Source organism: Proteus penneri (assembly GCF_022369495.1).
GTDB lineage: Bacteria > Pseudomonadota > Gammaproteobacteria > Enterobacterales > Enterobacteriaceae > Proteus > Proteus penneri.
On record NZ_CP059690.1, the window covers coordinates 1,105,139 to 1,118,755 of the forward strand.

The window sequence follows — 13,617 nt, forward strand, 5'->3', positions numbered from 1 at the left end:
GTTCCCTATTATTGTTCTTAGAGAGATCTTAGGGGGCAAAATGGATAAATTATTAGAACGTTTTTTTGAATATATTAATTTTGATACACAATCAAAACCATCTTCAAAAATGTCACCAAGCAGTGATGGACAATTAAAACTTGCCAAGGCATTGACTCACGAATTAAAAAAACTGGGTTTTTCCGATGTAACGCTCAGTGACAAGGGATGTGTGATGGCAAGTTTACCATCCAATGTCTCTTGGCCAGTGCCTGTGATTGGTTTTATTTCGCATCTTGACACAGCGCCGGATTTTTCTGGTAAGCATGTCAAACCACAAGTGCTTGAAGATTATCGTGGCGGTGATATTGCATTGGGTATTGGTGATGAAGTGTTATCACCGGTTATGTTTCCAATCTTACACTCCATGATTGGTAAAACATTAATTACCACAGACGGTAAAACCTTATTAGGTGCTGATGATAAAGCAGGCATTGCTGAAATTATTACCGCCATGGTACGTTTAAAAGAAACCAATCGACCTCATGGTGATATTCGTATTGCGTTCACACCTGACGAAGAAATTGGTCGTGGTGCGCATTATGTCGATTTAAATGCATTCGGTGCAAGTTGGGCTTATACCGTTGATGGCGGTGGTGTTGGTGAATTGGAATATGAAAACTTCAACGCAGCATCAGTGAATATCAAAATTGTTGGTAACAATGTTCACCCTGGTAGTGCAAAAGGGGTGATGGTAAACGCATTAGGATTAGCAACGCGCATTCATCAAGAGTTACCTATTGAAGAAACACCAGAAAATACCGATGGTTATGAAGGTTTCTACCATCTGCAAAGTATTAAAGGCACGGTAGAAAGGGCGGAAATGCATTATATTATCCGTGATTTTAATCGTAACTTATTTGAAAAACGCAAACAGAATATGATTGCGATTGCAGAAAAAGTAGGTAAAGGCTTACATCCAGATTGTTATATTGAACTGACTATTGATGATAGTTATTACAATATGCATGATAAAGTTGTTCAATTCCCGCACATTATTGAAATAGCAAAACAAGCAATGATTGATTGTGATATTGAGCCTAATATCAAGCCTATTCGTGGTGGTACAGATGGTGCTCAGCTTTCTTATCGTGGATTACCTTGCCCTAATATTTTTACTGGTGGTTATAATTTCCATGGTAAGCACGAATTTATCTCTTTAGAAGGTATGGAAGCGGCGGTGAGTGTAATTATGCGTATCGCTGAAATTACGGCTGAAAGAGAGAAAGCTAACGTGATTAGCTAATCACTAATTGAACCTTGAAAATAAAAATAATAGCCGATATTTCGGCTATTATTTTTTTAACCAGTTTAATTCTACTAAGTAATTAATGATTTCACTTTTTCTTGCTTTATTTAACATAAACTGATATCCGTTTGTGCTGGTGGAGTTTTCATATTTGCTATTTTATTATTTCTGCAAATATTATAGTTGGTAAAATAAAAGTAATGATTAACACAATAAATTTTTTATAGACGATTTTATTGTTGAAAAAAGAAGTAAAATCTAATTTTCTCCTAGGTAAAATAGGAGAAACAGCAAGGTATTGATAGGGTATTAATAGGGATGTTTACTTAATTAAAAATAGAATAATTTTATAATAATGGGCTTACATATTATTTACTATTAAACTTTTAATATAGGCACAATAGTCATCACTCTTTGCTAAATTGGGTTCAATAAATTTATCTTATAATTACAGAAAACTGAATGCAATATAAGGATATTGAATGGAAAATATGACAGGAAGATCATTAAAACCTGTAATAGAAGAGCAACTAAGCTTTCATAAAGAGAAAATAATTAAAAAATCTGAGCAGCAATCATTTTTTATTATTTTAAGCTATTTTTTGATAACTTATTTTATCTCCTTTTCTCTGTATGCAACAAATAGCAAACATACATTATTGCTTTTTTTCTTACAAAGTACTTTTTTTGTTGTTATTCCTTTTTTCTTTCATAATACGAGAGTACTTTTAAAAGAATCAATAAATTATTTAATTCGTTAGATTTTTAAATATAATATATTTATTAAATAGCTAATGATAAAAAGCCCTGCAATAATATGACAGGGCTTTATAACTTATAGTTGAAAATTAGTGATAATTAATCTTCAAAATACCAATAACCTTGGTTAACTAAGTGTGTTAATAAACGCACAAATTTCGGATCAGCTAACGCATCACCTAAGTGTTGTTTATCAATATAATCATATTGGCAAAGCGCATCCACAGCTTCTATATGATCAGTATCCATCAATTCACCATTTACGAAACAATTATCGCCAACACGTAGTGCACGAAGACCATTTAAACGATGAAGTTGCTCGCCTTGTTGCAGCAGATCATGAATTTCCGCATTTTCATATAAAGGTTCTGGAACCGCGAGATCAAGCTCATGACGAGATTGAGAAATAAATTCACCAAACCAATGCCGGAATACTTCTGGTTGAGCAAGTAAATCCTCCATCATGGCATGAAGTTTATTTAACTCTTGGTGTTGCACTAATGCTGGGTTTTCACGCTGTGTTAGATCAGGATCGCTATAACGATAGCTACCTAAATCATTTGCTAATACATAGTCAGCGAACCCACTGAAAAGTTCACGAGCATTAGGCGATCTGAAACCAACAGAGTAGTTTAGTGACTCTTCAATCGCATAGCCTTCATGCGGGAATCCAGGTGGGATATAAAGAATATCTCCCGGCTCTAATTCTTCATCAATAATTGCTTCAAAAGGATCTACTTGAAGTAGATCCGGGTGAGGGCAATGTTGTTTCATTGGGAATTTTTCACCCACCCGCCAACGGCGACGGCCTTGTCCCTGAATGATAAAGACATCATATTGATCAAGATGTGGGCCAACACCACCCCCAGGAACAGAATAAGAGATCATTAAATCATCAATGCGCCAATCGGGTAACACACGAAATGGTTTCATTAATGCCGCACTAGGAAAATGCCAGTGATCGACGGCTTGTACAAGTAAAGACCAATCTTTATCACCAAGTCCTTCAAAGTGCTCAAAAGGCCCGTGTTTGACTCCCCACTGTCCGTCTTGACAACTAACAAGACGGCTATCTACTTCATCTTCCATTGCAAGACCAGCAAGTTCATCAGGAGATAAAGGATCAACAAAACGAGAGAAGCCGTTTTTAATTAATAAAGGGCGTTTTTGCCAATGGCTTTCGAGGAATGATTGCCAATCTAAATTAAGTTTATAGTCCATTGTGTATATCCTGAGTTCGGGAAGCCTAGAGCCATAGTATAATGAATTCTAACTTCCTGCTAAACATTCCTTTGAGCAATGTGAGTAACACGATAATAAGTGAACAGATATCATACATAACGTCGTAGATTTAACGGTAATTTAAAAGTACCTTAATCAACAATGATTATTCACGCTCAGCCGTAAGTTGCTGCTCAGCAAAGATTACGGTAATACGAGCACCACCTAAAGGACTATCGGTAATAGTAATTTCACCACTGTATTGTTCAATAATATCTACTGCAATAGATAATCCTAAACCTTGCCCTGGACGAAGCGTGTCTGCTCTTGTTCCTCGCTGGAAAATAGCTTCTCTTTTTTCCGGGCTGACGCCTGGCCCGTCATCATCAATAATAATAATGACACTACTTTCATTATTGCTAACATTGATTTCAACAAATTCTAAGCAGTATTTACAAGCGTTATCCAGGATATTGCCCATCACTTCCATAAAATCATTTTTCTCACCTAACCACATGATTTCAGGTGAAATATTGAGTGTTAAATCAACGCCTTTTGACTGATAAACTTTACTTAATGCACTACAAAGATTATCTAATAACCCTGACAGTGAATGGAGTTTTCGTGTGGTAATATCGTGATCACCATGAATAGATGCTCGATGCAGATAATAACCGACTTGTTGTGAAATTCGTTCTATCTGATCGAGCATGATAGGTTCAGCTTGCTCTATCGTCATTTGCTTACCTGATCGTAAAGAGCGTAATGTTGATTGTAATACGGCAAGTGGCGTTTTTAAGCTATGAGTCAGATCTGATAAGCTTGTGCGATATTTACTATAACGGTTTCGTTCATTACGCAATAATACATTTAAGTTTCGGACTAAGCCTTTTAACTCGGTTGGTGGGTTTTCATCCAAATCATTGCGTGTCCCTTTTTCTAATGCACTGATTTGTTCTATCACTTGTTTTATAGGCCGTAAACTCCAGTGTGCAGCTAACCAAATTAAAGGCACAACTAAGAACAAATTAGCGAGAATGATATATAAGAACCAGTCCCAAACCTGACTGACTTTTTGCATTCGCTGAGGAATAGGATCGATAACTGCAATCGCCATATAAGGCATATTATCAGCCGCAGGATAATGATTAATTACCACTGAGTGAGTTAAAAATTCGTTACTTGAATATTCTTCGAGTCGCTTGAGATAAACACGGTATTGAGGTAACTGTTGTAGCATTAAACGCGTTGTTTTGACATCAACCGAAATTTCAAATAACCCTTCTTCATGGCGCCATTTATGCTTAATGCTATCTGGAATGGCTTTAGGTAAATCGGGAGTTGTCCATAATACACTGCCTTTATCATCAAAAATGATCACCAAAGAGGTGTTATTATTAAGGCTTGTAGGAAACTCAATATTCAGCTTGCCCTTATCCCACTGCGCTAAGCTGTAGTAAAGATTGCTTTGACTACGCATTAGCATAAAAGTGGTTTTATCCACACTGACAATCGAACCGACAATGGCAACTAATCCATAAGAAAGCACAAGAGCTAAAATTATGGCACTAGTTGCAAGTAAAAAACGAGTTCGTAATGAGAGTGGGGAGCGCTGTTTTTTTTGCATATTAAGGTTTCATATCAAAACGGTAGCCTTGTCCACGTACTGTCACGACAACATCATCAGGATATTTTTCTAAGATTTTTTTACGTAATCGCCCCATTAGTACATCAATAGTATGACTTTCTTTTAATTCAGCATCTGGATACAACTGGCGCATTAATGCATCTTTGCTAACAACTTTGTTTTGATTGCGCATCAAAGTTTCTAAAATTGTATATTCAAATGCAGTTAACTTAATTTGTTCACCCGAAATCATGAACTCTTTACGTGACAAATCCAATTCAAAAGGTTCGATAGCGAGGGTTTGTGATGCAATTCCCATGTTTCTTCGCATTAATGCCTGAATACGTGCAATAATTTCCTCAAAATGAAAGGGCTTTGTCACATAGTCATCAGCGCCTGCATTTAACGCTGACACTTTTTCTTGCCAACTTTCTCGTGCTGTTAAGACCATTATTGGTAGAGTAATATTATTTTCTCGCCATCTACGAATAAGGCTAATGCCATCTTCATCTGGTAATCCTAAGTCCACAATAGCTACATCAGGTGTACCTTCTGCAATAAAACTATCTGCTTCTTTGGCATCTTCAGCTGCATCAACCTGATGGCCAGCATCACGAAATTGCACAGATAAGTGATGGCGAAGTAAGATATTATCTTCAATAATTAAGATCCGCATTATTCCACCTTGAGTACAATCAGCAAAAATTTACTGTCATAAAATAAATATATGAATGATAGTTAATCTATCAGATAAAAATATGGGCTCATCATAGACAATCTATCGCTTAAAAAACACTGTATCTAGCAAAGTGTTTAAGTTATAGATAGTTTTCTTTGTGTTTTGGCTATAAAAAAAGGCAGAAATTATCTGCCTTTTTAGAGAGGTAAATTAGTTTAATTTATCAACGAGTTGAGTTGCAAAACCAATATAACTTTCAGGTTTCATTGCTTTTAAACGTGTTTTTTCATTTTCTGGTAATTCTAAACCATCGATGAAAACGACCATGTCTTGTTCTGTGATGCGTTTACCACGAGTAAGCTCTTTTAATTTTTCGTAAGGTTTTTCAATGCCATAACGACGCATTACAGTTTGAATTGGCTCGGCTAATACTTCCCAATTGCAGTCTAATTCTTTACGAAGGTGGTTTTCATTCACTTCAAGTTTATTAAGACCTTTCATGGTTGATTGGTAAGCAATTAATGCATAACCCATACCCACACCTAAATTACGCAGTACAGTTGAATCAGTTAAATCACGTTGCCAGCGAGAAACAGGTAATTTGCTAGCAAGATGTCCCATTACTGCATTTGCTAACCCTAAGTTTCCTTCAGAGTTTTCAAAATCAATTGGGTTTACTTTATGAGGCATGGTGGATGAACCAATTTCACCTGCAATGGTTTTTTGTTTAAAGTGGTTCAGTGCAATGTAACCCCAAATATCACGGTCGAAATCAATCAAGATAGTATTGAAGCGACTAATACAATCAAAAAGCTCCGCAATATAATCATGTGGTTCAATTTGAGTTGTGTATGGGTTCCATGTAATACCAAGTGAAGTGACAAATTCTTCACTAAATTGATGCCAGTTTACATCAGGGTATGCAGCTAAGTGAGCATTGTAGTTACCTACTGCACCATTGATTTTACCTAAGATCTCAACTTGTGTAAGTTGGCGATATTGGCGCTCCATGCGGTAAGCAACGTTAGCAAACTCTTTGCCAATTGTAGAGGGTGTCGCAGGTTGACCATGAGTGCGAGAAAGTAATGGTAAATCACGGTATTCTTGAGCCATTTTGCTAATGGTATCAATAAGTTCACGCCATGCAGGTAATAAGATCTCTTGGCGTGCCGTTTCCAGCATAATGGCATGAGACAGGTTATTAATATCTTCAGAAGTACAAGCAAAGTGAATAAATTCAGAAACCTGATGTAAAGCAGGGATGTTCGCCACTTTTTCTTTTAAGAAATATTCTACGGCTTTTACATCATGATTAGTGGTGCGTTCGATCGTTTTAATGCGAGCTGCATCTTCTTCATTGAAGTTAGCAACAATTGCATCAAGGTAATCGTTTGCGTTTTTTTCAAAGGCGGGAACTTCTTTAATGTCGGCGCAAGATGCCAGCTTTTGTAGCCAGCGAACTTCTACCTGTACACGGAATTTCAGAAGACCGAATTCACTAAAAATAGAACGTAACGACGAGGTTTTACTACCGTAACGACCGTCAATCGGTGAAATCGCTGTCAGCGAAGATAATTCCATTGTTGGCAACTCCCAGGTTGAATTTTAAAGTATTAACATTGAGCGAGAAAATCATCAGCTTGTCGCAGGATAGTCTTTTGATGCAGTAAAAAATCAAAACGACGGCCACCTACTTGACGCCAGAGCACAGCACTACGAATGCCAGTTAATAACAACGCTCTAACTTTAGCTTGAATAATAGGGTTCTTTAACAGATCAATTGCGCCATGAACCTGAATGCGTGGGCCAACAGGGCTAACGGCATCAACATAAACGCCGGCAAGTGCATTAAATACACCTTCAGACATGGGTTCAAAGTAACTTTTTTGGCGATCTAATTGAGAAATTTTTTGCGATAAACGAGAACTGTAATCATCATTTCTATTGATAAGACGTTCTAGATTGATTAAGCCCTGTTGGTAAGTCATCAATTCAAGCGTTAATTTTTCTCTTCTTACCGCCTGATGAATAGCTTTCAGTGTTTGAAAGCCTAATTTTAAATGACTGATTTGATTGCCATAAACATCAAGTGTTGAGGTTGGATTGAGATTAAAAATACTGTTAACCATCACTTCAACATCATTCTCGTTCGCACTACCTTGGTAAGCAATTTGCTGAACAAGACGACTTGCTTGGCAGATGCCTGCCAATGCAAGTGTAATATCACGAAAATCTTTAGCCACGTCTACTCCTGAATACGGGTTTCAATGATACCGCCACCTAAACAGACTTCGTCTTGATAAAAGACGGCTGATTGTCCTGGCGTTACAGCAGCAACAGGATAATCAAAGCGGACTTCAATTTTATCTTCACTTAATGGCGTTACTGTACACGCAATATCAGGTTGGCGGTATCGTGTTTTAACAGTACAGCGGAAAGCTTCAGTAATTGGCTCTCTCGATACCCAATGCAATTGTTGAGCAATTAAGCCGACAGACATTAATCTTGGATGTTCATGACCTTGTGCCACAATAAGAATGTTGTTTTCAACATCTTTATCAACGACATACCAAGGGGAGTCTCCACCGTCTTTTGTTCCACCGATACCTAAACCTTTACGTTGACCTAATGTGTGATACATCAATCCTTGGTGTTCACCAATAGTTTCACCATCAACTGTGATGATAGGGCCAGGTTTAGCAGGGAGGTAACGTGATAAGAAATCGGTAAATTTACGCTCACCAATAAAACAAATACCTGTTGAGTCTTTTTTCTTTGCTGTTGCTAAATCAAGTTTTTCAGCGATTTTTCTAACTTCAGGCTTTTCCATTTCACCAACAGGGAAAAGGCTTTGTGCGATTTGCTCGTGACTTAACGTGTATAAGAAATAGCTCTGGTCTTTGTTATTATCGACGCCACGAAGTAATTGGCTTTTGCCATTGATATCACGACGGCGAACATAGTGACCTGTTGCGATGTAATCAGCACCTAAGTCTTCTGCCGCATATTCTAAAAATGCTTTAAATTTTATTTCTTTATTGCACAGAATATCGGGGTTTGGGGTGCGGCCTGCTTTATATTCAGATAAAAAATGTTCAAAAACATTATCCCAATATTCAGCGGCAAAATTGATAGTATAAAGCTCAATGCCAAGTTTATCGCACACGGCTTGCGCATCGGCAAGATCCGTTGAAGCTGAGCAATATTCTGTATCGTCGTCTTCTTCCCAGTTCTTCATAAACAGACCAACGACCTGATATCCCTGTTCCTTAAGAAGATAGGCTGAGACGGATGAATCTACGCCACCGGACATTCCTACGATGACTTTTTTTTGGCTGTTATCTGACATGACTGGATCTCACTGCGGAAAAATAAGCGCCATACTTTACCATATCACTGACACAGGTGCATCAAGTGTTGCTCTGTTTTTGATGCTTTGTTTTTCTATTCTCTACCATTTAGTTAAAGGGCGCACCAAAGCTAGTTAAAATAGAAAGAGGGTAGCGTTCACCTTGTTGATAACATAATAGGCTTTCTCTTACCAACGGTGAGCGCAATTGCTGGCTATGAATAATTTCATCAGCGCTAACCCAGTGACAACAATCAATATCACTATCTTGGGGCTGAGTTTTAAATTGTTCTTGTGCTTCAATAAGAAAAAGAAAACGTAGAAAAGGCGTTTTATCTGGGGCAATCCATTGATGTAACTTAAGAAAATGTTGAACGGGAAGTGTTAAGCCCGTTTCTTCCCATAATTCACGTTGAACAGCCTGAATAAGAGTTTCATTGGCTTCAAGGTGCCCTGCAGGTTGATTCCACGTTGCTTTTCCATTGACAGTTTCTTCAACAACGAGAAACTTATTTTGCGCATGAACGATACACGCGACAGTCACATGAGGTTTAAACAAAATTAATCTCCTTCCATTCACCGGGTAATAAATTATCCAATGTAATATTTCCCATACTAAAGCGGATCAAACGCAATGTAGGATAACCAATATGAGCCGTCATTCGTCTCACTTGACGGTTTTTGCCTTCAAATAAGGTGATTCTTAACCAAGTGGTCGGGATAGTTTGGCGTTCTCTAATCGGCGGGTTTCTCTCCCATAACCATTCGGGTTGCTCAACTATTTCGACTTGTGCTGGCAATGTTTTGCCATCTTTAAGCGCTAATCCATCTCGAAATTGTTGTAATGCGGCTGTACAAGGAACACCCTCTACTTGAGCATAGTAGATTTTTCCTGTGTTTTTACTCGGTTGTGTTAATTTTGCTTGTAGCTTCCCATCATTTGTTAAGACTAAAAGTCCTTCACTGTCTCTATCTAAACGTCCTGCTGCATAAATATCACGAATAGGAATAAAATCTTTTAGTGTTTTTCTGCCATTCTCGTCTGTAAATTGTACAAGAACATCGAAGGGCTTGTTGAAGATAACGACTTTACGCTCACCTCTTGGGCGCACTGGTTTTCTTTGTGCTAATGAAGTGTGGTGTTTTCTCGGTTTAGCGCTATTTTTAAGTTGATTTGCCATAGTTAATTTTTGTAAAAAATGGGAGATTGATTATACCTTAAAAGAGAAGCGATTGGCGTTAGCTGAATAATCAAGTAGTATTGACAGGTCTCTTACAAAAAATTAACAAAGCGTGCGCTTACATGAAAGGAGAGGTAAATGGAAAGCAAAGTAGTTGTTCCGGCTAATGGCGCTAAAATTACACTAGATGCTAAAGGTAAGCTTGTTGTTCCAAATAATCCGGTTATCCCTTATATCGAAGGGGACGGTATCGGTATCGATGTTACGCCAGCAATGTTAAAAGTTGTTGATGCTGCAGTTGAGAAAGCTTACGGCAAAGAACGTAAAATTGAGTGGATGGAAGTCTATACTGGTGAGAAATCAACGCAGGTATATGGCAAAGATGTTTGGTTACCAGAAGAAACATTAGATCTTATCCGTGAATATCGTGTTTCTATCAAAGGACCTCTTACTACCCCAGTTGGCGGTGGTATCCGTTCATTAAACGTTGCACTACGCCAACAACTTGACCTCTATATTTGCCTACGTCCAGTACGTTACTACAAAGGCACACCAAGCCCAGTTAAACAACCTGAACTAACTGATATGGTTATCTTCCGTGAAAATTCAGAAGATATCTATGCAGGTATTGAATGGAAAGCGGGCTCAGCAGAAGCCGATAAAGTCATTAAATTCCTGCAAAATGAAATGGGTGTTACCAAAATCCGCTTCCCACAAGATTGCGGTATTGGCATCAAACCTTGTTCAGAAGAAGGAACTAAGCGCTTAGTTCGTGCGGCAATTGAATACGCTATCGATAACGACCGTGATTCAGTTACATTGGTACATAAAGGTAATATTATGAAATTTACCGAAGGTGCCTTTAAAGACTGGGGTTATGAATTAGCTCGCGAAGAGTTTGGTGGTGAATTATTAGATGGTGGTCCTTGGGTTAAAATCAAAAATCCAAAATCAGGTAAAGAGATCATTGTTAAAGACGTCATCGCTGACGCATTCTTGCAACAGATTCTGTTACGTCCAGCAGAGTACGATGTTATCGCATGTATGAATCTAAATGGTGACTATATTTCTGATGCATTAGCGGCTCAAGTAGGTGGTATTGGTATCGCACCTGGCGCAAATATTGGTGATGAGTGTGCTTTATTTGAAGCAACACACGGTACTGCACCAAAATATGCAGGCCAAGATAAAGTTAACCCTGGTTCTATTATTCTTTCCGCAGAGATGATGCTACGCCACATGGGTTGGACAGAAGCTGCTGACTTAATCATTAAAGGTATGGAAGGCGCAATTGCCGCTAAGACCGTAACTTATGATTTCGAACGTCAGTTAGAAGGCGCTAAACTGCTGAAATGTAGCGAGTTTGGTGACGCGATTATCAAACATATGTAATTGTTGATTTGATAAATAGTTAACGGGAGCTTATTAGTTCCCGTTTATTTTTTGTACTATAAAATTCTTCCCCAAAATATCCCCAAAACTCTTCCCCAAAACTGTTCAATTAAACAGCAATAATTTGCCATTCTTTTCCTCTATCGTCGTGGTATTTATCAGTCATATTTTGTGTTTTATGCCCCAATAATTTTTGTGTATTAATTCCTTGTTCACGATAAAGTCGCTCGGATAAAGAACGTTGTTCATGGAAAGTAGGTGCCGTACCTTTTTCCCAAGTTAACCCACATTTATCTCGCGCTTTTTTAAACGTTGTGGTTAATGTATTTGGTGTGACTTGTTCGCCTCGTTTCGCTTGTGCGGTGGTATGCCGATAATGCACGAGATATTTACTCACAACCGCGTCACGACATTGAGCAACGACATCCCTTAAGGAGAGATTGATAGCTTCACATTTTAGCGAGAGAGGGATGGCCAACTTACTGCCTGTTTTCTCTTGCTGTATATGTAACATGTCATCCCAAATATCAGAAAATTTCATTTTACAGATATCACCGATCCGCTGACCTGTGGTTAAGGCCAATAACATTCCACATTGCAGATAAGGAGGGTGATTTTTAGCTTGCTGGTAAATAGTCCGCCATTCTTCCAATGTCATGCGTTCTCTTTTCACTCTATTCCGTGGTTGTTTAGTTGCTTTCGCAGGATTGTAACCAGGCGGAACATAGCCAGCATGTTGAGCTTCTTTAAATACATCAATAAGCACCATGCGAACGACCTGCGCCATTCTTGAATGTCCTAATACTTTGATGGAATCTATTATTTCAGCGATATCTAAAGCGGTTATCTCTTTTAATATTTTCGTACCACAATACTGACGGAATAAATTAATAGGTTTCATTTTTTGTCGATAAGAATTAATTTTTAATTCACCGATATCTAATCTTTCTTTTTGAATATCTAAATATTTATCCATCCATATATCGACAGATATTTCAGACTTATTTGTCTTAATTTTTGATAACCGTTCATTAATACTTAATAACTGTCGAGTATGTTGTTCAGCAATAATTGTATTGGCCTGAATGGCTGTTTCTCTCGCTTCTTGTTCGTCGGTACCTAAGCTATGAAATTTATCGGTAATGGGATGTTTATATTGCCAATAAATTTTGCCGTTACGTTTATCTAGCTTTCGATATAGATTAGGGATGATAATTTTATGGGTTCGTGGTCGGGCAGCCATCTGTAATTATCCTCTTAAGTCGTTCCGTTGATTTAGTAGGAATTTGAGGGAGAGACAGATAGCCCACATAACGAGCTTCTCTATCAACCATCCACTTGCGGCCAACTTTCATTGCAGGTGGTGCAATAAGGTTATTCTTTGCGTATTTTTGTAATACCGTCATGCAAGGAGAGGCATCTCCAAATTCCAACCTTGCCCACGCTTCAAGAGTCACCATTCTTGACATATTTTCTCTCCATACTGCCGTATACAGTTTAAATAGACGTTAATTATGCTGGTGGTATTTATTTAAACTTTTTAGAACTGTTTATTTAGCTCCTTTTACTTAATTCATTAAATCTACGTAAAAATAAAACTTTGGCTTGTAGTGGGGTTAATGGATTAACAATAAAATCACTTGTAGGAATACCTTCAAGCATTAGCCAATTACTACCCACATCAATTTCTAAATCTCGTTTTTCAGTTGCTAACATCATTAAATCGGCTAAATGAACGGAGTCCGATATAACGGGTGGCAAGTTATATTTTTGACGAATAACAGCATCAATTCTTTTTTCTATCTCCTTATATTCAGGTAATAGCTTTTTAAGCGGCGATGGCAGGTCTTTTACATAGGCTTCACTGGCATCATGAAGTAAGGCTTCTAAAGCATATTCAGGAGCAACTAAATAGCTGACATATACTGAGTGTTGAGCAACAGAATAGAAATTATCAATCTGCCCATTAAAGCGACATTCATTAGCTAAACCCGTAGCAATGTCTTGAATATCTATATCCTCGATCCGTACATCGAGGTAATAGAAGTGCTTATTTGTTGCTGTTGCAATATAAGACATTATTCTCTCCACACAATTTTAGGTAATAAGAATTCCTCTCGA

The 13,617-nt window shown here is 37.8% G+C and carries 14 protein-coding genes; 3 read left to right on the forward strand and 11 right to left on the reverse strand.

Annotated features, from left to right (window positions below):
• Window positions 1–40 precede the first annotated feature (40 nt).
• Together pepT and H1225_RS04930 are read left to right on the forward strand one after the other, a co-directional pair.
• Window positions 41–1,285: a peptidase T gene (gene pepT / locus H1225_RS04925; protein WP_072062702.1), complete on the forward strand. Its 1,245-nt coding sequence runs from the start codon at window positions 41–43 to the stop codon at window positions 1,283–1,285.
• A 485-nt stretch (window positions 1,286–1,770) separates the two neighbouring features.
• The gene (locus H1225_RS04930) at window positions 1,771–2,049 is read left to right on the forward strand and encodes a hypothetical protein (RefSeq protein WP_109400926.1); all 279 of its coding nucleotides are present in this window, start codon (window positions 1,771–1,773) and stop codon (window positions 2,047–2,049) included.
• Window positions 2,050–2,146: 97 nt separating this feature from the next.
• Here the strand turns inward: H1225_RS04930 and H1225_RS04935 are convergent, their stop codons facing one another.
• The 8 genes from H1225_RS04935 to rluE form a co-directional block, all read right to left on the reverse strand.
• On the reverse strand, window positions 2,147–3,268 hold the full coding sequence (locus tag H1225_RS04935; RefSeq protein ID WP_006537217.1) for a ribosomal protein uL16 3-hydroxylase: 1,122 nt from the start codon (window positions 3,266–3,268) through the stop codon (window positions 2,147–2,149).
• Window positions 3,269–3,434: 166 nt separating this feature from the next.
• Window positions 3,435–4,895 (reverse strand): two-component system sensor histidine kinase PhoQ, encoded by a 1,461-nt coding sequence (gene phoQ / locus H1225_RS04940; RefSeq protein WP_006537216.1) that lies wholly within the window; start codon window positions 4,893–4,895, stop codon window positions 3,435–3,437.
• 1 nt (window position 4,896) lies between these two features.
• Window positions 4,897–5,571 (reverse strand): two-component system response regulator PhoP, encoded by a 675-nt coding sequence (gene phoP / locus H1225_RS04945; protein ID WP_006537215.1) that lies wholly within the window; start codon window positions 5,569–5,571, stop codon window positions 4,897–4,899.
• A 213-nt stretch (window positions 5,572–5,784) separates the two neighbouring features.
• Window positions 5,785–7,155: an adenylosuccinate lyase gene (gene purB / locus H1225_RS04950; protein ID WP_109847698.1), complete on the reverse strand. Its 1,371-nt coding sequence runs from the start codon at window positions 7,153–7,155 to the stop codon at window positions 5,785–5,787.
• 32 nt (window positions 7,156–7,187) lie between these two features.
• Window positions 7,188–7,817, reverse strand: a complete 630-nt coding sequence (gene hflD / locus H1225_RS04955) for a high frequency lysogenization protein HflD (protein WP_072062697.1) — start codon at window positions 7,815–7,817, stop codon at window positions 7,188–7,190.
• A gap of 2 nt (window positions 7,818–7,819) precedes the next feature.
• Window positions 7,820–8,923, reverse strand: coding sequence for a tRNA 2-thiouridine(34) synthase MnmA (gene mnmA, locus H1225_RS04960; protein ID WP_109847697.1), 1,104 nt, complete (start codon window positions 8,921–8,923; stop codon window positions 7,820–7,822).
• A 109-nt stretch (window positions 8,924–9,032) separates the two neighbouring features.
• Window positions 9,033–9,482, reverse strand: coding sequence for an NUDIX hydrolase (locus H1225_RS04965; RefSeq protein WP_006537210.1), 450 nt, complete (start codon window positions 9,480–9,482; stop codon window positions 9,033–9,035).
• Entirely contained in the window at window positions 9,475–10,104 is a 630-nt protein-coding gene (gene rluE, locus H1225_RS04970; RefSeq protein ID WP_006537209.1) for a 23S rRNA pseudouridine(2457) synthase RluE, read from the reverse strand. Before rluE ends, H1225_RS04965 begins: the two co-directional genes overlap by 8 nt.
• Window positions 10,105–10,242: 138 nt before the next feature.
• On the opposite strand from rluE, the gene icd reads away from it, so the two are divergent.
• Window positions 10,243–11,496 (forward strand): NADP-dependent isocitrate dehydrogenase, encoded by a 1,254-nt coding sequence (gene icd, locus H1225_RS04975; RefSeq protein WP_006537208.1) that lies wholly within the window; start codon window positions 10,243–10,245, stop codon window positions 11,494–11,496.
• Window positions 11,497–11,605: 109 nt separating this feature from the next.
• Here icd and H1225_RS04980 read toward each other — a convergent pair whose 3' ends face one another.
• The 3 genes from H1225_RS04980 to H1225_RS04990 all read right to left on the reverse strand — a co-directional run bounded on the left by H1225_RS04980 (window position 11,606) and on the right by H1225_RS04990 (window position 13,575).
• A complete protein-coding gene (locus H1225_RS04980; protein WP_239739530.1) occupies window positions 11,606–12,739 on the reverse strand; it encodes a site-specific integrase in 1,134 nt (377 codons plus the stop codon).
• Window positions 12,714–12,965 (reverse strand): excisionase, encoded by a 252-nt coding sequence (locus H1225_RS04985; protein ID WP_017628380.1) that lies wholly within the window; start codon window positions 12,963–12,965, stop codon window positions 12,714–12,716. The genes H1225_RS04980 and H1225_RS04985 overlap by 26 nt, the downstream gene beginning before the upstream one ends.
• A gap of 85 nt (window positions 12,966–13,050) precedes the next feature.
• A complete protein-coding gene (locus tag H1225_RS04990; RefSeq protein ID WP_115065277.1) occupies window positions 13,051–13,575 on the reverse strand; it encodes an HD family hydrolase in 525 nt (174 codons plus the stop codon).
• Between the last annotated feature and the right edge of the window lie 42 nt (window positions 13,576–13,617).